The organism is Blastococcus saxobsidens (assembly GCF_002938435.1).
In the GTDB taxonomy this organism is placed as follows: Bacteria; Actinomycetota; Actinomycetes; order Mycobacteriales; family Geodermatophilaceae; genus Blastococcus; species Blastococcus saxobsidens.
Map to the genome: position 1 here is coordinate 109,318 of NZ_POQT01000009.1, position 21,937 is coordinate 131,254.

19 protein-coding genes are annotated in these 21,937 nt (G+C 73.9%); 12 read left to right on the forward strand and 7 right to left on the reverse strand.

Going from position 1 to position 21,937, the window contains the following annotated elements; all coding sequences use genetic code 11:
- The first annotated feature begins 32 nt into the window (after positions 1-32).
- Positions 33-1,652 carry a DUF349 domain-containing protein gene (locus C5507_RS08085; protein ID WP_242611097.1) on the forward strand — a complete coding sequence of 540 codons (1,620 nt, stop codon included), beginning with the start codon at positions 33-35 and terminating at the stop codon, positions 1,650-1,652.
- Positions 1,653-1,734: 82 nt separating this feature from the next.
- Positions 1,735-2,136 carry a VOC family protein gene (locus C5507_RS08090; protein WP_104528019.1) on the forward strand — a complete coding sequence of 134 codons (402 nt, stop codon included), beginning with the start codon at positions 1,735-1,737 and terminating at the stop codon, positions 2,134-2,136.
- A 26-nt stretch (positions 2,137-2,162) separates the two neighbouring features.
- Here the strand turns inward: C5507_RS08090 and miaB are convergent, their stop codons facing one another.
- Together miaB and C5507_RS08100 are read right to left on the reverse strand one after the other, a co-directional pair.
- Complete coding sequence (gene miaB, locus C5507_RS08095) at positions 2,163-3,626, reverse strand: tRNA (N6-isopentenyl adenosine(37)-C2)-methylthiotransferase MiaB (protein ID WP_207225775.1); 1,464 nt, start codon at positions 3,624-3,626, stop codon at positions 2,163-2,165.
- Between the two features lie 94 nt (positions 3,627-3,720).
- Entirely contained in the window at positions 3,721-5,673 is a 1,953-nt protein-coding gene (locus C5507_RS08100; protein WP_104528021.1) for an Ig-like domain-containing protein, read from the reverse strand.
- A gap of 210 nt (positions 5,674-5,883) precedes the next feature.
- Here C5507_RS08100 and C5507_RS08105 point away from each other — a divergent pair, with 210 nt between their 5' ends.
- The 5 genes from C5507_RS08105 (at position 5,884) to C5507_RS08125 (ending at position 9,840) form a co-directional block, all read left to right on the forward strand.
- Positions 5,884-6,639, forward strand: coding sequence for an amino acid ABC transporter ATP-binding protein (locus tag C5507_RS08105; RefSeq protein ID WP_104528022.1), 756 nt, complete (start codon positions 5,884-5,886; stop codon positions 6,637-6,639).
- A gap of 17 nt (positions 6,640-6,656) precedes the next feature.
- Positions 6,657-7,544, forward strand: a complete 888-nt coding sequence (locus tag C5507_RS08110; RefSeq protein ID WP_104528023.1) for a glutamate ABC transporter substrate-binding protein — start codon at positions 6,657-6,659, stop codon at positions 7,542-7,544.
- A gap of 87 nt (positions 7,545-7,631) precedes the next feature.
- On the forward strand, positions 7,632-8,282 hold the full coding sequence (locus C5507_RS08115; protein ID WP_104528024.1) for an amino acid ABC transporter permease: 651 nt from the start codon (positions 7,632-7,634) through the stop codon (positions 8,280-8,282).
- Entirely contained in the window at positions 8,279-9,172 is an 894-nt protein-coding gene (locus C5507_RS08120; protein ID WP_104528025.1) for an amino acid ABC transporter permease, read from the forward strand. The genes C5507_RS08115 and C5507_RS08120 overlap by 4 nt, the downstream gene beginning before the upstream one ends.
- Before the next feature lie 143 nt (positions 9,173-9,315).
- Positions 9,316-9,840, forward strand: coding sequence for a hypothetical protein (locus tag C5507_RS08125; RefSeq protein WP_242611098.1), 525 nt, complete (start codon positions 9,316-9,318; stop codon positions 9,838-9,840).
- 62 nt (positions 9,841-9,902) lie between these two features.
- Here the strand turns inward: C5507_RS08125 and C5507_RS08130 are convergent, their stop codons facing one another.
- The 4 genes from C5507_RS08130 to C5507_RS08145 all read right to left on the reverse strand — a co-directional run bounded on the left by C5507_RS08130 (position 9,903) and on the right by C5507_RS08145 (position 13,396).
- On the reverse strand, positions 9,903-10,469 hold the full coding sequence (locus tag C5507_RS08130) for a regulatory protein RecX (RefSeq protein WP_242611099.1): 567 nt from the start codon (positions 10,467-10,469) through the stop codon (positions 9,903-9,905).
- A 94-nt stretch (positions 10,470-10,563) separates the two neighbouring features.
- Positions 10,564-11,601 carry a recombinase RecA gene (gene recA, locus C5507_RS08135; RefSeq protein ID WP_104528027.1) on the reverse strand — a complete coding sequence of 346 codons (1,038 nt, stop codon included), beginning with the start codon at positions 11,599-11,601 and terminating at the stop codon, positions 10,564-10,566.
- Between the two features lie 186 nt (positions 11,602-11,787).
- Positions 11,788-11,982, reverse strand: coding sequence for a DUF3046 domain-containing protein (locus C5507_RS08140; protein WP_104528028.1), 195 nt, complete (start codon positions 11,980-11,982; stop codon positions 11,788-11,790).
- Positions 11,983-12,124: 142 nt separating this feature from the next.
- Positions 12,125-13,396, reverse strand: a complete 1,272-nt coding sequence (locus C5507_RS08145) for an MFS transporter (protein ID WP_242611100.1) — start codon at positions 13,394-13,396, stop codon at positions 12,125-12,127.
- 92 nt (positions 13,397-13,488) lie between these two features.
- Between C5507_RS08145 and C5507_RS08150 the strand changes: the two genes are divergently transcribed.
- The 3 genes from C5507_RS08150 (at position 13,489) to C5507_RS08155 (ending at position 19,404) form a co-directional block, all read left to right on the forward strand.
- Positions 13,489-18,096: an ATP-dependent helicase gene (locus tag C5507_RS08150; RefSeq protein WP_104528029.1), complete on the forward strand. Its 4,608-nt coding sequence runs from the start codon at positions 13,489-13,491 to the stop codon at positions 18,094-18,096.
- A gap of 213 nt (positions 18,097-18,309) precedes the next feature.
- Positions 18,310-18,483, forward strand: a complete 174-nt coding sequence (locus C5507_RS22190; protein WP_158657547.1) for a hypothetical protein — start codon at positions 18,310-18,312, stop codon at positions 18,481-18,483.
- Positions 18,484-18,546: 63 nt separating this feature from the next.
- Complete coding sequence (locus tag C5507_RS08155) at positions 18,547-19,404, forward strand: DNA-formamidopyrimidine glycosylase family protein (protein WP_104528030.1); 858 nt, start codon at positions 18,547-18,549, stop codon at positions 19,402-19,404.
- Between the two features lie 88 nt (positions 19,405-19,492).
- Here C5507_RS08155 and C5507_RS08160 read toward each other — a convergent pair whose 3' ends face one another.
- Positions 19,493-20,329, reverse strand: coding sequence for a PspA/IM30 family protein (locus tag C5507_RS08160; RefSeq protein ID WP_104528031.1), 837 nt, complete (start codon positions 20,327-20,329; stop codon positions 19,493-19,495).
- A gap of 122 nt (positions 20,330-20,451) precedes the next feature.
- Here C5507_RS08160 and C5507_RS08165 point away from each other — a divergent pair, with 122 nt between their 5' ends.
- Together C5507_RS08165 and C5507_RS08170 are read left to right on the forward strand one after the other, a co-directional pair.
- Positions 20,452-21,465, forward strand: a complete 1,014-nt coding sequence (locus tag C5507_RS08165) for a PfkB family carbohydrate kinase (RefSeq protein ID WP_104528032.1) — start codon at positions 20,452-20,454, stop codon at positions 21,463-21,465.
- Complete coding sequence (locus C5507_RS08170; protein WP_158657548.1) at positions 21,462-21,935, forward strand: GNAT family N-acetyltransferase; 474 nt, start codon at positions 21,462-21,464, stop codon at positions 21,933-21,935. The genes C5507_RS08165 and C5507_RS08170 overlap by 4 nt, the downstream gene beginning before the upstream one ends.
- The last annotated feature ends 2 nt before the right edge of the window (positions 21,936-21,937 follow it).

Sequence of the window (21,937 nt, forward strand, 5' to 3'; positions counted from 1 at the left end):
TGTCGCCGATGGGACGTGGGACACTTCCGGACGTGTCGAGCACGGACAACCCCGGCACCGGGGTGCAGCAGGAAGCTCCGCCGGTTGCGGAGACCCTCGAGACGACCGTCCCGGAGGCGCCGCAGGAGACAGGCAGCTCCGACGCGGTGACCCCCGCGGCCGGTACGCCGGCGGCGCCCACACCTGCGGACGCGGCCCTCGCCGACCCCACTGACGGCGCCCCGGCTGCCGAGCCGGCCCCGGTCGCCGAGCCGGCCCCGGTCGCCGAGCCGGCCGCGGTCGCCGAGCCGGCCGCGGTCGCCGAGCCGGCCGCGGTTGCCGAGCCGGCCCCGGCCCCGGGCCCGGTGCCGACCCCGCCGGTGCCTGGCCCGACGCCGTCGGCACCGGCGCACGTCCCGACCCCCGCCCCGGCACCGTCGGCCCCTCCGGCCGAGCGGGTGGTGAGCGACCCGACGAAGTGGGGCCGCGTCGACGCCGACGGCACGGTCCACGTGCGCACCGCCGACGGCGAGCGCGCCGTGGGCTCGTGGCAGGCCGGCGACGCCGAGGCCGGGCTGGCCCACTACGGCCGCCGGTACGACGACCTCGCCACCGAGGTCTCGCTGCTCGAGGCGCGCCTCAAGGCGCACACCGGCAACCCGGGCGAGATCCGGAACAAGGCGCAGGAGCTCGCCGAGTCCATCCCCACCGCCGCCGCCGTCGGTGACCTCGACGGGCTGGCCGCCCGCGCCCGGGCGATGGTGGAGACCGCCGAGTCCGCCACCGCCGAGTTCCGCGCCGAGAAGGCCGCCGCCCGCGCCGCGCAGGTCGCGCGCAAGGAGGCGCTGGCCGCCGAGGCGGAGCAGATCGCCGCGGAGTCGACGTCCTGGAAGGCCTCCGGCGACCGCCTCAAGGCGATCGTCGAGGAGTGGAAGACCATCCGCGGCATCGACCGGAAGACCGACGAGGCGCTGTGGTCGCGGTTCGCCGCCGCCCGCGACGCCTTCGGCCGCCGCCGCGGCAGCCACTTCGCCCAGCTCGACGCCCAGCGCGGCGAATCCCGCGCGGCGAAGCAGGAGCTGATCAAGGAGGCGCAGCGCCTGGCGACCTCGACCGACTGGGGCCCGACCAGCGCCGCCATGCGCTCGCTGATGGACCGCTGGAAGGCCATCCCCCGCATCGGCCGCGACGGTGACGACGACCTGTGGAAGGAGTTCCGGGCCGCCCAGGACGTCTTCTTCAACGCGCGCGCCGAGCAGGACAAGGCCCGCGACGCCGAGCAGGTCGCCAACCAGCAGGCCAAGGAGGAGCTGCTCGCCGAGGCGGAGAAGCTCGACCCGAGCAAGGACCTGCGCGGCGCCCAGAACGCGCTGCGGAAGATCCAGGAGCGCTACGACGCCATCGGTCACGTGCCGCGCGGCGCCATGCGTTCGCTGGAGGACCGCATGCAGGCCGTCGAGGAGAAGGTGCGGGGCGCCGCCGACGCCGGCCGGGTCCGCGTCGCGCCGGAGAACCCCATGGTCACGTCCATGCGGGCCGCGGTGACCAAGGCCGAGGAGCAGCTGGCCAAGGCCGAGGCGGCGGGCGACGAGCGCCGGATCGACGAGGCCCGGGCCAACCTGGCCACCCGGCAGGAGTGGCTGGCCGAGGCGGAGAAGTCCGCCCGCCGCTGAGAACCAGGACCGGCCCCGCTGCCCCACCGCCCGCGTCCGCGGAGGTTCCGGGCAGCGGGGCCGTTTCGCTACCGTCCGGCGCATGGCAGCACGGTTGGCCGCCTACCTCAGCTACCGCGACGCGCCCGCGGCGCTGGAGTGGTTGCAGGCGATCGGTTTCGACGTCGTCCGCCGCAGCGATGCGCCGGACGGCACGGTGGCGCACGCCGAGGTGCGCTGCGACGACGTCGTCCTGATGGTCGCGAGCTACGACGCCGACTACCGGCGGCCACCCCTGGTGGGAGCCTCGACCGGCGGCGGCCTGTACCTCGTGCTGGACGACGCCGCCGCGGTGGACGACCGGTTCCACCGGGGGACGGCCGCCGGCGGCACTCCGGTCATCCCGCCGGAGGACACCGGGTGGGGGACGCGTCGCCCGCGGCTGCTGGACCCCGAGGGCGGGGAGTGGAGCTTCGGCACCTACGCCCCCGGACAGGCCTGGTAGCCGCCTCCGGCATCCCGTCGCCGGGTTCAGCAGCCGGTCGTGAGGACCGGCAGCGGGTCCGGGACGCCGATCCGCGGCATGCCGAGGGAGACACCCGGCGTCGTCGGGCGGGTGCCCGCCTCGCTCGCGTCCCCGGCCCGGGTGCGGCGGTGCGACAGCAGGACGCCGTCGGCGACCAGGTGGTGCGGCGCGGCCTCGGTGATGACCGTCTCGACGACGTCGCCGGGCCGGATCCCGTCGGCGGCCGTGAAGTGCACGAGCCTGCCGTCGCGCGCGCGACCGGAGAGCCGGCCCCGCGCGGCGTCCTTGCTGCCCTCGCCCGAGGCGACGAGCAGCTCGACCTTGCCTCCGATGAGTGCGCGGTTCTCGTCCCAGCTGATCTGGTCCTGCAGCGCGGTGAGCCGCAGGTACCGCTCCTGGACGACCTCCTTGGGCAGCTGGCCGTCCATTTCCGCGGCCGGCGTGCCCGGGCGCTTGGAGTACTGGAAGGTGAAGGCGCTGGCGAAGCGGGCCTGCCGGACGACCTCGAGGGTCTGCTCGAAGTCCTCCTCGGTCTCGCCGGGGAAGCCGACGATGATGTCGGTGGTGATCGCCGCGTCGGGCATGGCGGCGCGGACCCGGTCGATGATGCCGAGGTAGCGTTCCTGCCGGTAGCCGCGGCGCATGCGGCGGAGCACGTCGTCGGAGCCGCTCTGCAGCGGCATGTGCAGCTGGTGGCACACGGCGGGCGTCTCGGCCATCGCGTCGATGACGTCGTCGGTGAACTCGCGCGGGTGCGGGCTGGTGAACCGGATCCGCTCCAGGCCGTCGATCCGGCCGGCCGAGCGCAGCAGGTCGGCGAAGGCGCCGCTGTCGCGGAACTCCACGCCGTAGGCGTTCACGTTCTGACCGAGCAGGGTCACCTCGAGCACGCCCTGGTCGACCAGGGCCTGCACCTCGGCGAGGATCTCGCCGGGACGACGGTCCTTCTCCTTGCCGCGCAGCGCCGGGACGATGCAGAACGTGCAGGTGTTGTTGCAGCCGACGCTGATCGACACCCAGCCGGAGTAGGCGGAGTCGCGCTTGGCCGGCAGCGTCGACGGGAAGACCTCGAGGGACTCCACGATCTCCACCTGCGCCTCGGCGTTGTGCCGGGCCCGGTCGAGCAGCGCCGGCAGCGAACCGACGTTGTGGGTGCCGAAGACCACGTCGACCCACGGGGCGCGGCGGACGATCTCGCCGCGGTCCTTCTGCGCCAGGCAGCCGCCGACGGCGATCTGCATACCCGGGTGGGCGTCCTTGACCGGGCGCAGGTGGCCGAGGTTGCCGTAGAGGCGGTTGTCGGCGTTCTCCCGTACTGCGCAGGTGTTGAGGACGACGACGTCGGCGTCGTCCCCCTCGGCGGCGGCGGTGTAGCCGGCATCCTCGAGCAGGCCGGACAGGCGCTCGGAGTCGTGCACGTTCATCTGGCACCCGTAGGTGCGCACCCGGTAGGTCCTCGCCGCTGACACCCCTGCATCGTACGGAGCGCGGGCACGCGCCCCGGCCGGTCGCACGGGCTTGTCCGCTCCCGCCCGCCGCGGAGGGCGCGGGCGGGAGGCGGGATCAGCGCAGGACGGTGAAGCCGTCCACGAGGACGGCGGACGTGCCGTCGGGGTTGATGACCGCGATGTCCCACGGCCGGTCCTTCCGCGGTCCGGACGTCTTGCCGATCGTGAACGTCGCCGTGAGCGACGTGCCGTCCGAGGCCACGCTCACGCCGGAGACCACGGGCTCGGTGCCCTCCCCGTTCTGCAGGTCCACCGTGGCGCCCGAGGCGAAACCGGTGCCGGTGATGACGACCTGCACCGTCGTGCCCTGCTTCCCGGAGCTGGGGGTCACCGAGCCGACGGTGACGTTGTCGACCGTCACCGACCGGGAGTCGCTGCTCTGCTGGCCGGCGGTGTCCACCACGGTCGCGGTCAGGACGTGTGCCCCTTCCGCGTCCCCGACGGTGTCCCATGACCACGTCCAGCCGTCCGCCGACGTCGTGTCGGTCACGATCACCTTGCCGTCCAGGGAGAAGTCGATGCGCGCCACCCCCTCGGTGCCGGTCGGGTCCGCGGTGACGTCGACGGACCCCGTGAGGGTGGCCCCGTCGGCCGGACCGGTCAGCTTGACGACGGGGTCGGCGACGTTGTCGACGACGACGGCGATGCTGTCCGTGGCGGTCGACGTCCCGTCGGTGGCCGATGCGGTCACCGTGTGTGCACCCTCCGCGGCAGCCGTCGTGTCCCACGAGACCGACCAGACCCCGTTCGTGAGGGTTCCGGCGACCTCCGCCCCACCGACGGAGAAGGTGACGCCGGTCGCGCCGGGCGCCTCGGCCGCCACGCTGATCGTGCCCGCGACCGTGGCGCCGTCCGCCGGGCTCGTGACCGACACCGAGAGGGTCGCCTTCTGTGCGGCGACGGCGTCCCGGATCGCGGGGAGCTGGGCGTAGAGGCGTTCGCCGGGGCACTCCGTCGACGTCCAGTCCCGGTGCCCGGAGATCATGTCGACGGTGTTGGTCGCACCGTCCACGGGGTTCACGTAGTCGACGACGGCGTGCGGGTCCAGCTGGTGGCGGGATGCGAACTCGGCGAGCAGGCGCTCCAGCGCGTCGACCGCCGGAGCGGCCGGCTCGGCGCCGTTCCTGGGATGGGTGGTGAAGTCGCCGAGCAGTGCGGCACCCATGTTGCCGGAGTTGTAGCCGCCGGTGTGCCCGGCGGTGACCAGCCCGTTCCCGCCGTCGTGGGCGAAGTCGCTGCCGTCCCCGCCGGTGGCGCACGGCTGGGAGCCCGTCTGCGGATCAGCCCCGGACCAGCGCCCCTCGTACACGAGGCCCGCCTCGTCGATGAGGTAGTGGTAGCCGATGTCGCCCCATCCCCGGTCGACGGCGTGGTAGCGGTAGATCGCCCGTACGGTGGCGGCCGGGTCCGTGTCCCCGTTCTTCGTGGCGGTGTGGTGCACCGTCATCGTCTGGACGGGGTGGAACTCCGTCGGCCAGAGCTCGTTCCCCTGGTCGTCGAACCGCAGGGTCTCGTCGGCCTTCCACTCGGCTCGGGAGACGCAGCTGTCGACGGCGGAGGCACCGCCCGCCGGGCGACGGCCCACCTCCACGAGCGGGCCGTCGGTGGTGTTGAGAGCCACGGCGCGCGGAGCACCGGCGTGCGCGGGGATGCCTCGCACCTGATAGGCCTCGGCGTCACCTGCCGGGACCAGCGCGCTGGCCCACTGCCCCTCGGCGTGCGCGCCGTCCTCGGTCAGCGGGTGCCACGCCGTCCAGGCGCCGTCGACGCGGAACCGGACCGCACCGTGCTCCTCGGCCTGATCCTCGGCATGCTCGTCGGCGCCTCGCGTGTCCCACAGGACGCCGAGGTAGTCGATGGGGAAGCCGGGCTCGACGGCTCCGACGCCGACCGGTCGACGGTCCGCCAGCGTCGCCGGGGACTCGATCGCCCGGGACACCGGCAGCACCACCAGGGTGAGACCGAGGAAGACGGCCAGAACCGTGACCAACCGCAGGACGATGCGCATGCTGAGAATCCGCTCGTGTCGGCTCGCGGGTGCGGGACGCCTCTACCGGTCCCCCGCGGCCGCGTCAGCATGCCCCACGGCCCGGACGCCGACAAGGACCCGGCTGATTCGGCCCCGCGGTGCCCCGGCCGGGGGAAGAAGACGCCTTCGTTACGCCTTCGTGATCCCACGGTGCGGGAACCGCGACCTCCTCCCCTTAGGGTCCCCAGGGTGACCAGCCGTCCGAACGGAGAGCCTCTCGTCCGCCTGTCCGGCGTCAACAAGTGGTTCGGTGAACTGCACGTCCTGCAGGACATCGACCTCGACATCGCCCGCGGCGAGGTCGTCGTCGTCATCGGCCCGTCGGGCTCGGGCAAGTCGACGCTGTGCCGCACCATCAACCGCCTCGAGCCGATCGAGAAGGGCGAGATCACCATCGACGGCGAGCGGCTGCCCGAGGAGGGCAAGCAGCTGGCCCGCCTGCGCGCCGACGTCGGCATGGTGTTCCAGAGCTTCAACCTCTTCGCGCACAAGACCATCCTCGAGAACGTCACCCTCGGGCCGATCAAGGTGCGCAAGCAGTCGAAGGCCGACGCCGAGAAGCGGGCCCGCGAGCTGCTCGAGCGCGTCGGTGTGACGGCGCAGGCCGACAAGTACCCGGCCCAGCTCTCGGGGGGTCAGCAGCAGCGCGTGGCGATCGCCCGCGCCCTGGCGATGGACCCCAAGGTCATGCTCTTCGACGAGCCGACGTCGGCGCTCGACCCCGAGATGATCAACGAGGTCCTCGACGTCATGACGTCGCTGGCCCGTGAGGGCATGACCATGGTCGTCGTCACCCACGAGATGGGCTTCGCCCGCCGGGCGGCCAACCGGGTGGTCTTCATGGACGGCGGACGCATCGTCGAGACGGCCGAGCCCGAGACGTTCTTCACCAACCCGCAGTCCCCGAGGGCCCAGGACTTCCTGTCCAAGATCCTCAACCACTGAACCGAAGGGATCGCTCCATGCGCATCACCCGTTACGCCGCCGGCTTCGCCGCCGCCGGCCTGCTGCTGGCCGGCTGTGCCAGCGAGGCCGGCAACCAGGCCGAGGAGGCACCGGAGACCACCGCCGAGGTCGAGGAGGTCGAGTTCCCCGAGGGGTCGACCATGGCCGAGATCGTCGAGGCGGGCGAGCTCCGCGTCGGCACCAAGATCGACCAGCCCGGCTTCGGCCTGGCCAACACCGCCGGCGAGCCCGAGGGCTTCGACGTCGAGATGGCCAAGCTCATCGCGGCGAAGATGGGCCTCTCCGAGGACCAGATCACCTTCACCGAGACCGTGTCGGCCAACCGCGAGCCGTTCCTCGTGGAGGACCGCGTCGACATCGTCGTCGCCACCTACACGATCAACGACAAGCGCAAGGAACTGATCGACTTCGCCGGCCCGTACTACGAGGCCGGGCAGGACATCATGGTCGCCGCGGGCAACCCCGAGAACATCGAGGGCCCTGACGACCTCGCGGGCAAGTCCGTGTGCTCGGTCGAGGGCTCCACGCCCGCCGAGAACATCCGGACCAACTACCCCGAGGCCGAGCTGGTCCTCTACGACGCCTACTCCAAGTGCGCCGACGACCTGCGCAACGGGAACGTGGACGCCGTCACCACCGACAACGTCATCCTGACCGGCTTCGTGGCCGGCGCCCCGGACGCGTTCGAGCTGGTCGGCAACCCGTTCACCGAGGAGCCCTACGGCATCGGCGTCCAGAAGGGCGAGGACGAGTTCCGCGACTTCATCAACGACGTCCTGGAGGAGGCCTACGAGAACGGCACCTGGGCCGCCGCCTGGGACAAGACCGCGGGTGCGATCACCGGCACGGAGGCTCCCGAGCCGCCGTCGGTCAACCGTTACTGATCTCCCACCGCAGGCGCACGCGGGGAGCCGGGTCCTTCCGGCTCCCCGCGTGACCGCCTGCTCCCGACGGACGAGAGAGGAGGGGCCGTGTCCTTCCTGGCGGAGAACTTCCCGCTGATCCGCGACGCCTTCCTGACCACGCTGAGCCTGGCGGTGGTCAGCGGGATCTGCGCGCTGCTGCTGGGCACGCTGCTCGCCGCGATGCGGGTCAGCCCCGTCCCCGCGCTCCGCGGGCTGGCGACGTTCTACGTCGAGCTGTTCCGCAACACCCCGCTGACCGTGGTGTTCTTCTTCCTCGCGTTCGGGATCGTCTACATCGACCTGCAGTTCCCCAGCCGCTTCCTCACCGCGGTGGCCGCCCTGGCCCTCTACACCGCCGCCTTCGTCTGCGAGGCGCTCCGGTCGGGCATCAACGCCGTCCCCGCCGGCCAGGCCGAGGCCGCCCGCGCGCTGGGGCTGGACTTCCGGCAGAGCCTGACGACCGTGGTCCTCCCGCAGGCCTTCCGGACGGTCGTTCCGCCGCTGGGCAACGTCTGGATCGCACTGGCCAAGAACACCTCGATCGCAGCCGGATTCGCCGTCGCCGATCTGACCGCCCTCCTGCAGCGCCTGTCCAACTCGGCCGCGGACGAGCTCGCCCTCGTCTTCGTCGCCGTGGTCGCGGGTTACCTGGTGATCACGCTTCCGTCGGCCTATGTGATCAGCGTGCTCGAGCGACGTCTGGCGATCGTCCGATGAGCGCCACCGTCCTCTTCGACGTCCCCGGCCCGCGCGGCCGACGGCGGCAGCGCATCGGCAGCGCCGTCGGTCTGGTGTTCGTCCTCGGGCTGGTCGGGCTCGCGCTGTGGCGGCTGGGCATCAACGGGCAACTCGACCCGGCCCGCTGGGCGATCCTCTTCGACACCCGCACCAACGTGCCGCAGCGCCTGCTCGGGGCACTGGTGGACACCCTCGAGGTGGCCGCGATCGGCATGATCGCGGCCACGGTGCTGGGCGCCTTCCTGGCCGTGGGGCGACTCTCCGACCACGCCTGGGTGCGCATCCCCGTCGCCGCGATCATCGAGTTCTTCCGCGCGGTGCCGCTCCTGGTCCTGATCCTCTTCTGCTTCCTCTTCCTGCCCCGGGTGGGCATCTCCACCAGCGCCTTCGGCGCCCTGGCGCTGGGGCTGACGCTCTACAACATGGCGGTGCTGGCCGAGATCATCCGCGCCGGCATCCTGTCGATCGATCGCGGGCAGAGCGAGTCGGCGTACGCCATCGGCATGCGCAAGTGGCAGGTCATGACGTTCATCCTCGTGCCGCAGGCGGTGCGGCGGATGCTGCCGGTGCTGATCGCCCAGCTCGTCGTGCTGCTCAAGGACAGCTCGCTCGGCTTCATCGTCGGCTACCTGGAGCTGCTCCGGACCGCCCGCAGCCTGGTGGAGACCCTGAACTTCCAGTTCGGGCCGATCTACACCTTCCAGCTGTACGTCGCGGCGGGCCTGATCTACATCGTGGTGAACCTGCTGCTGTCCTGGCTGGCCCGGATCCTCGAGCGACGGTCGCGGCGGGACACCAAGACGGCGACAGCGGAGAAGACGGAACTGCCGGCGGACGTGCAGATGGGCGGTGGCGGCGGCCCGCTCTGAGACCCCATGGCCTCGGGCCGCCTCGAACGGTGGAAGTCGCCGACTTCCCTCACAGCCCTCGCCGGCCCCCGCCGGCCACCCGCTCCACCCCGTCCGACTCAGTCGTCCCACCCGGGCGCGCCGGGCGGTTGACCAGCCCGGACGTGGCGAGACTGTTCGTCACGATGATGGAGACCATGCACGCGGCGGGGCGCCGCAACCTGCCCCCGGTCCCCCGGGCCGCTGTCGAGACGGCGCTCATCGCCCCCACCACCCCGGCGGCCGTGGCGACGCCGACCACCGCCGTCACGTCGACAGCGCCGGCGCCGGACGTCACTGCCCGCATCGACGCCGGGCAGGCCTTCGTCGCCCGGCTGCGCGCGGCCGCTCCCGCGTTCGCCGAGGCCGCGGGTGCGGCCAGCGCCGTCGTCCGCGAGGTGGTGCCTCCCGCGCGTCACCGCCGCTCGCGCTGCCGGATCGTGCTGCGCCAGGCCGACGGCACCGAGGCCGACCTGACCTTCGTCGGGGAGCACCGCCGGCCGGGTGCGGCCGATCAGGACCCGTTCGAGACGCAGATCAGCGACTGGCTGAGCGCCGGCCGGCCGCACGACCCGGCATGGCTGGTGGACGACGCCGAGGCCCGCGACGGCCTGGCCGTGGACGTCACCGCCTGGGCCGCCCGCCCCTGACAGACGCTCGAGACCCCGCTCCGGACTTCCGGTGCGGGGCTCTCGTGCTGTGCGGGCGCCGTTCAGGGCAGCGCGCTCTCCTGGTCGTACTCGACGACGAGCTCGTCGGCCTCCTCGGCGGCGCCCACCTCGTCGAGCACCTCGCGGACGACGGCCGCGGCCAGCCCGCCGTTGTAGCCCTTGCGGGCCAGCATGCCCATGAGACGGCGCGTGGCCGTGGCGCGGTCGAGCCGGCGCATCGAACCGGCACGCCGCTCGACCAGCCGGCGGGCCGCCACCCGCTCGTCCTCGTCGTCGACCATCTCGACGGCTTCGGCGGCCACCTCGGAGTCGACCCCCTTCGCCCGCAGCTCCGCGGACAGGGCCCGGCGCGCCAGGCCCCGGCCGGCCTGCCGGCTGTTCACCCAAGCTCGGGCGAAGGCCGCGTCGTCGATCAGCCCGACCTCGGTGAAACGGTCGAGCACGGTCGTCGCCGCGTCCTCGGGGATGTCCCGCTGGGCGAGCAGGTCGGCCAGCTGCTGGCGGGTCTTCGGGGCGCCGGTCAGCGCTCGCAGGCAGAGCGCGCGGGCCACCGCCTCCGGATCGCCGGGGGCGTCGTCCGGCGGGCCGGACGCGACATCCGGGGTCAAGGGATCGTCGTCACCCGACCGGCTCGTCCGCCGGGAACCCCGGGGTCCCCCCAGGGTTCGCCGGCGGCTCGACGACCTGCCGTCCATGGCCAGGTCAGAAGTCCGGGGCGTCGACCGCGACCGGGGCATCCAGCTGCGGGCCGATGCCCAGCTTCTCCTTGATCTTCTTCTCCAGCTCGTCGGCGAGGTCCGGGTTGTCCTTCAGGAAGTTCCGGGAGTTCTCCTTGCCCTGGCCGAGCTGGTCGCCGTCGTAGGTGTACCAAGCGCCGGACTTCTTCACGAAGCCCTGCTCGACCCCGACGTCGATGAGCCCGCCCTCGCGGCTGAAACCCTGACCCCAGAGGATGTCGAGCTCGGCCTGCTTGAAGGGGGCCGCCACCTTGTTCTTGACCACCTTGACGCGGGTGCGGCTGCCGACCGCGTCGGTGCCCTGCTTGAGCGTCTCGATGCGACGGACGTCGAGGCGGACCGAGGAGTAGAACTTCAGCGCGCGACCACCGGTGGTGACCTCGGGCGAGCCGTAGACCACACCCACCTTCTCGCGCAGCTGGTTGATGAAGATCGCCGTCGTGCCGGAGTTGCTCAGCGCACCGGTGATCTTCCGCAGCGCCTGGCTCATCAGGCGGGCCTGCAGACCGACGTGGCTGTCACCCATCTCGCCCTCGATCTCGGCGCGGGGCACCAGGGCCGCCACGGAGTCGATGACGATGATGTCGAGCGCGCCGGAGCGGATCAGCATGTCGGCGATCTCGAGCGCCTGCTCACCGGTGTCGGGCTGGCTCACCAGCAGGGCGTCGGTGTCGACCCCGATGGCCCGGGCGTACTCCGGGTCGAGCGCGTGCTCGGCGTCGATGAAGGCGGCGATGCCACCGGCGGCCTGGGCGTTGGCCACCGCGTGCAGGGCGACCGTGGTCTTACCGGAGGACTCCGGGCCGTAGACCTCGACGACCCGGCCGCGCGGCAGGCCGCCGATGCCCAGGGCGATGTCCAGGGCGATCGACCCGGTCGGGATGACCTTGATGGCCACCTCGGGGCTGTCGCCCAGCCGCATGACCGAGCCCTTGCCGAACTGCTTGTCGATCTGGGCGAGGGCCATGTCGAGGGCCTTGTCGCGGTCGAGCGTTGCTGCCATGGTGCGTCACCTTCGGTTCGCGAGTTGCGGGTCGGGACCGACGCTAGGGCGAGGCACCGACAGTTTTCGGATTCGGGGACGGGGTGTGGAGAAGACGCCGCCCTGTGGATGCCACAGTAGGACGAACACATGTTCGATCGCCATGCCGACACGCCGGACATCTGCGGCCTGGCCGCGATCGGGCGCTCAGCGCTCCTTGACCGGGACGTCGAACTCCTCGCAGACGGCAAGCCACACCTTGCGGACGGGGACGCCGGCGTCGATCGCCTCCACCGCGCTGCGGCCGCCCAGCACCGAGAAGACGTGGTCGCGCGCGACGCTCTGCGCACGCATGGTCCCGAACTGGGCGTCGAGCCGGCGCCAGAACTCCTGGAGTCGCACGCCACGACGCTAACCCGCGCGCGCGGGATGGGTCCTAGGCTCGCGGCATGATCCCGAGCACCGGTTCCGGGACGCTGGACGGCGTCCTGCAGATCGGCATCGCCCTGGCCGCGCTCACCAGCATCCTGCTGCTGTGGCGCAACTACCGCGGCCGCTGAGCCCGCGCCGTCCGCACCCAGACGAGGGCGAGCGGCACCACCAGCAGGGCCGAGACCGCTGACACCAGTCCGAAGCCGCCCCACGCCAGCAGCGGGCCGCCGACCACCCCGGCCAGGGCCGCGCCGAGCCCCATGAGCAGGTCGGTCCCGCCCTGGGCCGTCGCCCGCAGGTCCGGGCCGACGGAGGCGGTGACCAGCGCCGACCCGGCGATCAGCCCGCAGGACCAGCCCAGGCCCAGCAGGAGGAGCCCCAGCGAGAGCTGGACCGAGGACGTGGGCGCCGCCGTGCCGGCCACCGCGGCGGCCAGGAGCAGGAGCAGCCCACCGCCCGCGGCGACGGCCGGGGCACCGGCACGGTCGACGACCATCCCGACCAGCGGGGAGAACAGGTACATGCCGGCCACGTGGATGCTGATGACGAGCCCGACCAGCCGCAGGACGGCGTCCGCGGAGCCCCCGCCGTGCCCGATGTGCAGCGGCGTCATGACCATCACCCCGACCATGACCGAGTGGGCGACCACCACCGACACCAGCCCCAGCGGACCGTGCGGGGTGGCCCACACCGCGCGCAGGGCCGCACCGGTCGCCCGCCGTGGCCGGGGGCCGGTCGGCTGCCCGCCGACCCGCCGCGACAGCAGCAGGGGGTCGGGCCGCAGCAGCACGAGGAAGCCGATCGCGACGACGGCGAACACGGCGGCGGAGAGGGCGAAGACACCGCCCAGCGCCGGCAGCCCCAGGGCCTCCCCGAGGCCGGCCCCGGGCAGCGCGAGGTTGGGGCCGACCACCGACCCGAGCGTGGTGGCCCACACGACGAGGGACAGGTCGCGCCCCCGCCGCTCCGGGGTCGCCAGGTCGGCGGCCGCGTACCGCGACTGCAGGCCGCACGCGGTGGAGGCACCGAACAGGAAGAGCCCGAGGAGGAGCAGCGGCAGGGACGACGCCGCGGCGGCGACGACGGTGACGACGGCGCCGGCCACGCTGATGCCGTAGCCGACGGCGAGCCCCGCCCGGCGGCCGGCCGAGTCGCTGATCCTGGCCAGCGGGACGGCGAGGACGGCGGCGCCGAGGACACCGGCCGTCGTGCCGAGCCCCGACGCCGCCTCCGTGCCCGCGACGTCGCGGGCGAGCAGCCCACCCGCGGTGATGCCGACGGTCACGCCCAGCCCCGCGAGCGCGACTCCCCCGCCGAGGACGCCGACGGTGCGGCGCTGGACGCGGGCGACGTCCACCCCGTCCAGCCCTTGCTGCAGCGACACCGGGTGCGCTCCTGTCTCCCGAACGGGGCTTTCGCGACGAGGCAGCCCTCGCCGGCCAGCGAAGTGTCGTACACCCCGGGGACACTCATCACGTGTCCGCCCGCGCGTCCGTCGGCAGCTCCCGGGGCGAGGGAGCGCTGGCCCGCTTCTCCGAGCCCACCCGGGCCTGGTTCACCGGTGCGTTCGAGCGCCCGACCGCGGCCCAGGACGGTGCCTGGGAGGCGATCAGCAGCGGCCGGCACGCCCTCGTCGTCGCTCCCACCGGCTCGGGCAAGACCCTCGCGGCGTTCCTGTGGTCGCTCGACCGGCTGGCCGCCACCCCGCCGGCCGACGAGGGCAGCCGCTGCCGGGTGCTCTACGTCTCGCCGCTCAAGGCGCTGGCCGTCGACGTCGAGCGCAACCTGCGCGCCCCGCTCGCCGGCATCGGGCAGGCAGCGGCCCGGCTGGGGCTGCCCCGGCCGGAGATCCGGGTCGGCATCCGCTCCGGTGACACCCCAGCCGACGAGCGGCGCACCTTCACCCGCAAGCCGCCGGACATCCTGATCACCACGCCGGAGTCGCTGTTCCTGCTGCTCACCAGTGCCGCGCGGGAGGCGCTGCGCAGCGTGGAGACGGTGATCGTCGACGAGGTCCACGCGGTCACCGACTCCAAGCGCGGGGCGCACCTGGCCGTCTCCCTCGACCGCCTCGACGAGCTGCTGGAGCGGCCGGCCCAGCGGATCGGCCTGTCGGCCACCGTCCGCCCGATCGAGGAGGTCGCGACCTACCTCGCCGGCGGGCGTCCCGTCGAGATCGTCTCCCCCGGCTCGACGAAGCAGTGGGACCTCTCGGTCGTCGTCCCGGTCGAGGACATGAGCGAACTGGGTCAGCCGACCGGCGAGCTGGAGGGTTCGGCCGCCGGTAACCAGCCGCGGAACTCGATCTGGCCCGCGGTCGAGGAACGGGTGCTGGACCTGGTCCAGGCCCACCGCAGCACGATCGTCTTCGCCAACTCCCGGCGCCTGGCCGAACGGCTGACCAGCCGGCTCAACGAGCTCGCCTACGAGCGCGCCACCGGCGAGCCGGTGCCACCCGGCACCAACGCCGCCGCGCTCATGGCGCAGGCCGGCTCGGGCGGTGGGGTGCCCGAGGGCGTGCAGCCGGTCGCCGCCGCCCACCACGGCTCGGTCTCCCGCGAGCAGCGGGCCATCGTCGAGGAGGCCCTCAAATCCGGGCGGTTGCCGGCCGTCGTCGCCACCTCCAGCCTCGAGCTCGGCATCGACATGGGCGCGGTCGACCTGGTCGTCCAGGTCGAGGCACCGCCCACCGTGGCCAGCGGTCTGCAGCGGGTCGGTCGCGCCGGTCACCAGGTGGGCGCGGTGAGCCGCGGGGTGCTCTTCCCGAAGTACCGCGGCGACCTGGTCCAGTGCGCGCTGGTCGCCGAGCGCATGAAGGCCGGGGCCATCGAGTCGATCCGCTACCTGCGCAACCCGCTCGACGTGCTCGCGCAGCAGGTCGTCGCCATGGTCTCCGAGCGCCCCCGCACCGTGGACGAGGTCGGGGAGCTGGTGCGGCGGTCGGCGGCGTTCGCCTCGTTGCCGGAGTCCGCGCTGCACGCCGTCCTCGACATGCTGGCCGGGCGGTATCCCTCCGACGCGTTCGCCGAGCTGCGCCCGCGGCTGACCTGGGACCGCGTCACCGACACGCTCACCGCGCGGGCCGGAGCCCAGCGGCTGGCCGTCACCAGCGGCGGCACCATCCCCGACCGCGGGCTGTTCGGCGTCTTCCTCGTCGGCGCCGAGGGCACCGGCGGCCGCCGCGTCGGGGAGCTGGACGAGGAGATGGTCTACGAATCCCGGGTGGGCGACGTGTTCCTCCTCGGTTCGTCGTCCTGGCGGATCCAGGACATCACCCACGACCGGGTGCTGGTCACCCCCGCACCGGGGCAGCCGGGGAAGATGCCGTTCTGGCACGGCGACGCACCCGGCCGCCCGCTGGAGCTCGGCCGCGCGCTGGGCGCGTTCCTCCGCGAGGTCGGCTCCGCGACGCCGGAGGCCGGGCTGGAGCGCGCCCGCGCCGCCGGCCTGGACGAGTGGGGAGCGGCCAACCTCGCCGCCTACCTGACCGAGCAGAAGGCGGCCACCGGCCACCTCCCCGACGACCGCACGCTGCTGGTGGAGCGGTTCCGCGACGAGCTGGGCGACTGGCGGCTGGTGGTCCACTCGCCGTTCGGCGCGCAGGTGAACGCCCCCTGGGCGCTCGTTCTGGCTGCCCGGCTGCGCGAGCGCTACGGCGTCGACGTGTCGTCCATGCACTCCGACGACGGCATCGTGCTGCGCCTGCCCGACACCACCGGCGAGCCGCCCGAGGGCGAGCTGGCCGTCCTCGACCCCGACGACGTCGAGCGCGAGGTGACCGCCGAGGTGGGCACCTCGGCGCTGTTCGCCAGCCGGTTCCGGGAGTGCGCCGCGCGGGCCCTGCTCCTCCCCCGGCGCGACCCACGGCGGCGCACCCCGCTGTGGCAGCAGCGCCAGCGCGCGGCGCAGCTGCTCTCGGTCGCCAGCGAGTTCTCCTCCTTCCCGATCACCCTCGAGGCGGCCCGCGAGGTGCTGCAGGACGTGTACGACGTCCCGGGCCTGGTCGAGCTGATGCGTGACGTCCGCGCCCGCCGGGTGCGGGTGGTCGACGTCCAGACCGAGTCGGCCTCACCCTTCGCCCAGTCGCTGCTGTTCGGCTACGTCGGCCAGTTCCTCTACGAGGGCGACGCCCCGCTGGCCGAGCGCCGCGCGCAGGCCCTCGCCCTGGACACCGGCCTGCTCGCCGAACTGCTCGGCCGCTCCGAGCTGCGCGAGCTCCTCGACGCGCAGGCGTTGGCCGAGATCGAGTCGGAGCTGCAGCGGCTGCCGGAGCAGCGGCACCCGCGCGACGTCGACGGCGGCGGCGACCTGCTGCGCGTCGTCGGTGACCTGACCGCCGCCGAGGCCGCGCGACGCGGGGTGCCCCAGGCGTGGCTGGACGAGCTGGTCGCCGCCCGCCGGGCACTGCTGGTCCGCATCGCCGGCGAGGTGCGCTACGTCGCCATCGAGGACGCCGGGCGGCTGCGCGACGCCCTGGGCACGGCCCTGCCGGTCGGGGTGCCGGAGGTGTTCACCGAACCCGTCGCCGACCCGCTGGGCGACCTCGTCGGGCGCTACGCCCGCACCCACGGCCCGTTCCAGCCGGCCGAGGTGGCGACCCGTCTCGGGCTGGGCGTCGCGGTGGTCACCGCCACGGTGCAGCGGCTGACCGGCACCGGCCGGCTGGTCAGCGGAGAGTTCCGCCCCGGCGGCAGCGGCCAGGAGTGGTGCGACGCCGACGTGCTGCGCTCGATCCGCCGGCGCAGCCTCGCCAAGCTGCGCCAGGAGGTCGAGCCGGTCCCGATCGGGACGCTGGCCCGGTTCACGCCCTCCTGGCAGTCGGTGGGCAGCCGGCTGCGCGGTGCCGACGGCGTGCTCGCCGTCGTCGAACAGCTGGCCGGCGCACTGGTGCCGGCCAGCGCGCTGGAGTCGCTCGTGCTCCCGACCCGGGTGCGCGACTACTCCCCCGCCATGCTCGACGAGCTGACCAGCGCCGGCGAGGTGCTGTGGGCCGGCGCCGGCGGGCTGCCCGGCAGCGACGGCTGGATCAGCCTCGTGCCGGCCGACCTCGCGTCCTTGCTGCTGCCGGAGCAGCTCGAGGTCGCCGGCGAGGGTCAGCCGCTGCTCGACCTGCTGGCCGGCGGCCAGGCCATGTTCTTCCGCGGGCTGTCCGACGCCCTCGGCGCCACCGACGACGCCGCGCTGGCCGACCTGGTCTGGGACCTCGTCTGGGCCGGAGCGCTGACCAACGACACGCTCGCGCCGCTGCGCACCCGGCTCGGCGGCGGCGGCACCCACAAGCGCGCCACGGCCGCGCCCCGCGTTCCCCGCAGCCGGTACGGGCGTCCGCGCGTCGGCCGAGCGGCGATGCCCAGCCGCACCGGCCCGCCCACGGTCGCGGGGCGCTGGTCGAGGCTGCCCGACCGGGAGGCCAACAGCACCCGGCGCACGACCGCCCGCGCCGAGGCGCTGCTGGAGCGGCACGGCGTGCTCACCCGCGGTGCGGTGATGGCGGAGCAGGTCGCCGGTGGGTTCTCCGCCGTCTACCCGGTGCTCCGGGCGTTCGAGGAGAACGGCCGCGCCCGGCGCGGGTACTTCGTCGAGACCCTCGGCGCAGCCCAGTTCGGCACCCCCGGATCGGTCGACCGGCTGCGCAGCTTCGCCGCCCCCGACCGCGTCCCGGCCGGCGCGGTGGTGCTCGCCGCCACCGATCCGGCCAACGTCTACGGCGCGGCGTTGCCCTGGCCCGAGCGGACGGTGGCGGCCGACGGCGAGGCGGTCGACCTCGGCGAGGGCACGGGAGCCCGCAAGGCCGCCGGCCACCGTGCGGGGCGCAAGGCCGGGGCGCTGGTCGTGCTCGTCGACGGCGAGCTGGTCCTCTACGTGGAGCGGGGCGGCAAGACGCTGCTGTCGTGGACCGAGGACGAGCAGGTGCTCAAGGAGGCCGCGACGGCGCTGTCCGGCGCGGTCGCCGCCGGTGCACTCGGCCGCATGGTCGTGCAGAAGGCCGACGGTGCCTCGGTGCACGAGTCGACGCCGCTGTCGGCGGCCCTGCAGGCGGCCGGGTTCAGCGCCACGCCCCGGGGCCTGCGGCTGCGCGGCTGACCGGAGCCGCCGGCTCACGGATCGGCGTCCCCGAGCACCGATCGTCCCGCCGATGCGCACAGGCGGTCCCGCGCCATCGGCCGGTGGCGGCCGGGCTGCCGTCACCCCGCCGTCACGAGATGACGGTTGCGTGGAGAGTCGCCGCGCAGGGTGCTCCACCAGCCGCCGGAGGCGGACCCTGGAGGTGTCAGCGCACCCAAGGGGGACCACCTCATGCGCACTCTCCTCACCTTGCTGTTCCTCGTCGGCGTCATGCTGCTGGTCGTCGGAGCCGTCGTCCCGCAGCTGTTCGTCCTCTCGCTCCTCGGACTGGTGGTGCTCACCGGTACCGCGAGCGTGACGCTGGCCGCCATGGGTCCGCCGGGCCAGCCGCGCCTCCACCACTGACCGGCAGCGCCGCTGCCCCGCTCGGACCGCACGCGCCGCGGGGCCGGCAGGGACACTGGGCGGGTGCCCGAAGGAGACACCGTCTGGCTGGCGGCCAAGCGCATGAACCAGGCGCTGGCCGGTGCGACCCTGCGCCGCGGCGAGTTCCGCCTGCCGCAGCTGGCCGCGCTCGACCTCGCCGGCGTCACCGTCCGCGAGGTCGTCCCGCGCGGCAAGCACATGCTCATCCGGCTGGCCGACGAGCGCACGCTCCGGACGCACTACCGCATGGACGGCAGCTGGCACATCTACCGGCCGGGTGCGCGGTGGCGCGGGGGGCCGGGCTACGACGTCCGCGTCGTGCTGGCCACCGACGAGTGGGAGTGCGTCGGCTACCGGTTGCACGACGTCGAGATCGTCCCCACCACCGACGAAGATCGGCTGGTCGGCCACCTCGGGCCCGACGTCCTCGGGCCCGACTGGGACCTGGCCGAGGCGCTGCGCCGGCTCCGGTCGCACCCCGACGAGCAGGTCGGCGTGGCCATCCTCGACCAGCGCAACCTCTGCGGCCCCGGCAATCTCTACAAGGTCGAGTCGCTCTTTCTCTGCGGGGTGCACCCCTGGGCACGGGTCGCGGACGTGGACGCGAAGCTCGAACCTCTGGTCACGCGCGCGCGGACCCTCATGCTGGCCAACCGCGACCGCCCGGAGCAGAGCACCACCGGGGACCTGCGCCGCGGCCAGGACCACTGGGTCTACGGGCGCAAGGGCAAGCCCTGCCGCCGCTGCCGGACCCCCGTCCTCATGGGCGACCAGGGGCCGCACACGCAGGAGCGGGTGACCTACTGGTGCCCTCGTTGCCAGGCCACGGATGCCCCTGTCGACCCGCTCGCCCGCACCGGCGAGCCGGGCCGGCCGCAGCCTCTGGCCACGCCCGGCTGACCCTGCCCCGACGCGTCGTGGGCGGCCTCCGGAGCACCGGAGACCGCCCACGACGACGGGAGGGATGCCCGGGACCGGGCACCGGTGATCAGGCCGGGTCGGGCCGCTCGGCCGGCTGCGCCTGGCGCTGCTCGGCCGGCTGCGCCGACGGCGCGCCCTGCTCGATCGCCGCGGCGGGCGCGCTGCCCTCGACGGCCTGCGTCCCGCCGCCCATGGAGGCGCGGATCTGGTCCAGCCGCGAGGCGCCGGCGACGTCCAGCGTCGCCTTCTGCACCTCGAGCATCCGCCCCTCCACCGAACTCTGGGCGAGCTCCGCCTGACCCAGCGCGTTGGCGTACCGGGCCTCGATCTTGTCGCGCACCTCGGCGAGGCTCGGGGTGTTCCCCGGCGCGGACAGCTCGTTGACCTGCTTCATCGAGGCGGCGACGTGCTCCTGCATCTTCGCCTGCTCGAGCTGGCTCATCAGCTTGGTGCGCTCGGCCAGCGTGGTCTGCAGCCGCATCCGCGACTGCTCCACGGCACCCCGGGCCTGCTCGGCGGCCTGCAGCGCCTCGTCGTGGCTGCGCTTGAGGTCCTCCATGGACTGCTCGGCGGCCACCAGCTGGGTGGCGAACGCCTGGGCCGCCTGCTCGTACTCGGCGGCCTTGGCGGCGTCGCCCTTGGCGCGCGTCTGGTCGGCCAGCACGAGAGCCTGGCGGGCGGAGGACTGCAGCTTCTCCACCTCACCGAGCTGGCGGTTGAGCCGCATCTCCAGCTGGCGCTGGTTGCCCAGCACCGCGGCGGCCTGGTTGGCCAGCGACTGGTGCCGGGTCTGCTCGGCCTCGATCGCCTGGGCGATCTGGATCTTGGGGTCGGCGCGCTGGTCGATCTGCGCGTTGGCCGACGCGGTCAGGTACTTCCACAGCTTCACGAACGGGTTGGGCATGGAACTGGGTCCTCCTGCTCCGGCATGCTGGCCGGCCCGGCGATGCTCGTCCTCATCATCGTCCCAGGTGATCACCCTCGGCAGCCAACGCAGGCGCTCCGGGCCGCGGATAGGGTGCGCACGTGCCGTCCGCCAGCCCCGTCCTGTGCGTCCTCGGGGAGCTCGTCGTCGACCTGCTGCCCGTTCCGGAGGCCGGTGCCGGGCCGGAGGGCACCGCACCGCAGTACGTCGCCCGCCCCGGCGGCAACGCGCTCAACGTGGCCGTGGCGGCCGGCCGGCTGGAGGCCCCGGTACGCCTGCTGGCCCGCCTCGGCACCGGCCCGCTGGCGGCCAACCTGCGTCGGCACGCCGAGCTCGCCGGGGTCGACACCGCGGGCTTCGTCGACGCGGCGGAACCGGTGAGCCTGGCCGTGGTCGGCGTCGGGCCCGACGGCTCCCCCGCCTACGGCTTCCACGTGCTCGGTGCCGCCGACTGGCAGTGGACCGACGACGAGCTCGCCCGCGCGCTGCCCGAGGACGTCGGCGCGCTGCACGTCGGCTCGATCTCCAGCTGGACGGAGCCCGGCAGCACCGCCATCGCCGGGCTGGTCGAGCGCCTCGCCGGCCGCGCGCTGGTGAGCGTCGACCCGAACATCCGCCCGATGCTGGCCGACGGACCGGTCGGGGCCACCCTCGGCAACGACCGGGCGTCGGTGACCCGCCGTCTCGACGCGCTGGTCTCCCGCGCCGACCTGGTGAAGGTCAGCGCCGAGGACCTCGCCTGGCTGGAGCCCGGGGCGGGCGACCTGGACGAGGCTGCGCAGCGCTGGGCCGGGCGCGGTCCGGCCCTGGTCGTCCTGACCGACGGCGGCGAGCCCCTGCGGATCGCCCGGCCGGGCGGCGCGGTGCTGCGCCGTCCCATCCCCTCCGTCCGCGTCGTGGACACGGTGGGCGCGGGCGACTCGCTCGCGGCGGGGCTGCTGGCCGGTCTCCTCGCGGCGGGGATCATCGGGCGCGCCGCCCTCGACGCGGCCTCCGACGAGCAGCTGCTGGCCCTGGTCGACGACGCCGCGCTGGTGGCGGCGCTGAACTGCACCCGGGTCGGCGCCGACCCGCCCACCCGGGCGGAGCTGACCGCCGCGCGGGAGGCACGGTGAACGCGGCCGGGGACGTGCGGATCGTCGGGCTCTCGGAACTGTCCGCGACGCCGGTGCGGGCGCGCCTGCTCGCCGAGCACGACCGCTTCTGGGACACCGACACCCGCTCGCTCCACCACCCGGTCTGGTTCCACCAGTTCGGCGGGTTCGGCGCCCTCGCCCTGGACGCCGGCGGCGAGGACGTGGGCTACGTCCTCGGCGTCGTCACCGCTGACCGGCTGGCCTACCTGCACCTCCTGGCGGTGCGGGACGACCACCGACGGTCGTCCCTCGGCCGGCGACTGTGCCGCTGGTTCGACGAGCTGGCCGTGAGCACCGGCGCGCGCGTCGTCCAGGCGGTGACCCGCCCGGACAACGAGGTGGCGCTCGCCTTCCACACGTCGCTGGGGGCCGGCACCCACCTGTCGGGGGACCACGCCGGCCCCGGCGCCGACCGTGTCGTGCTCACTCGGTCGCTGCCGCCGGCCTGACC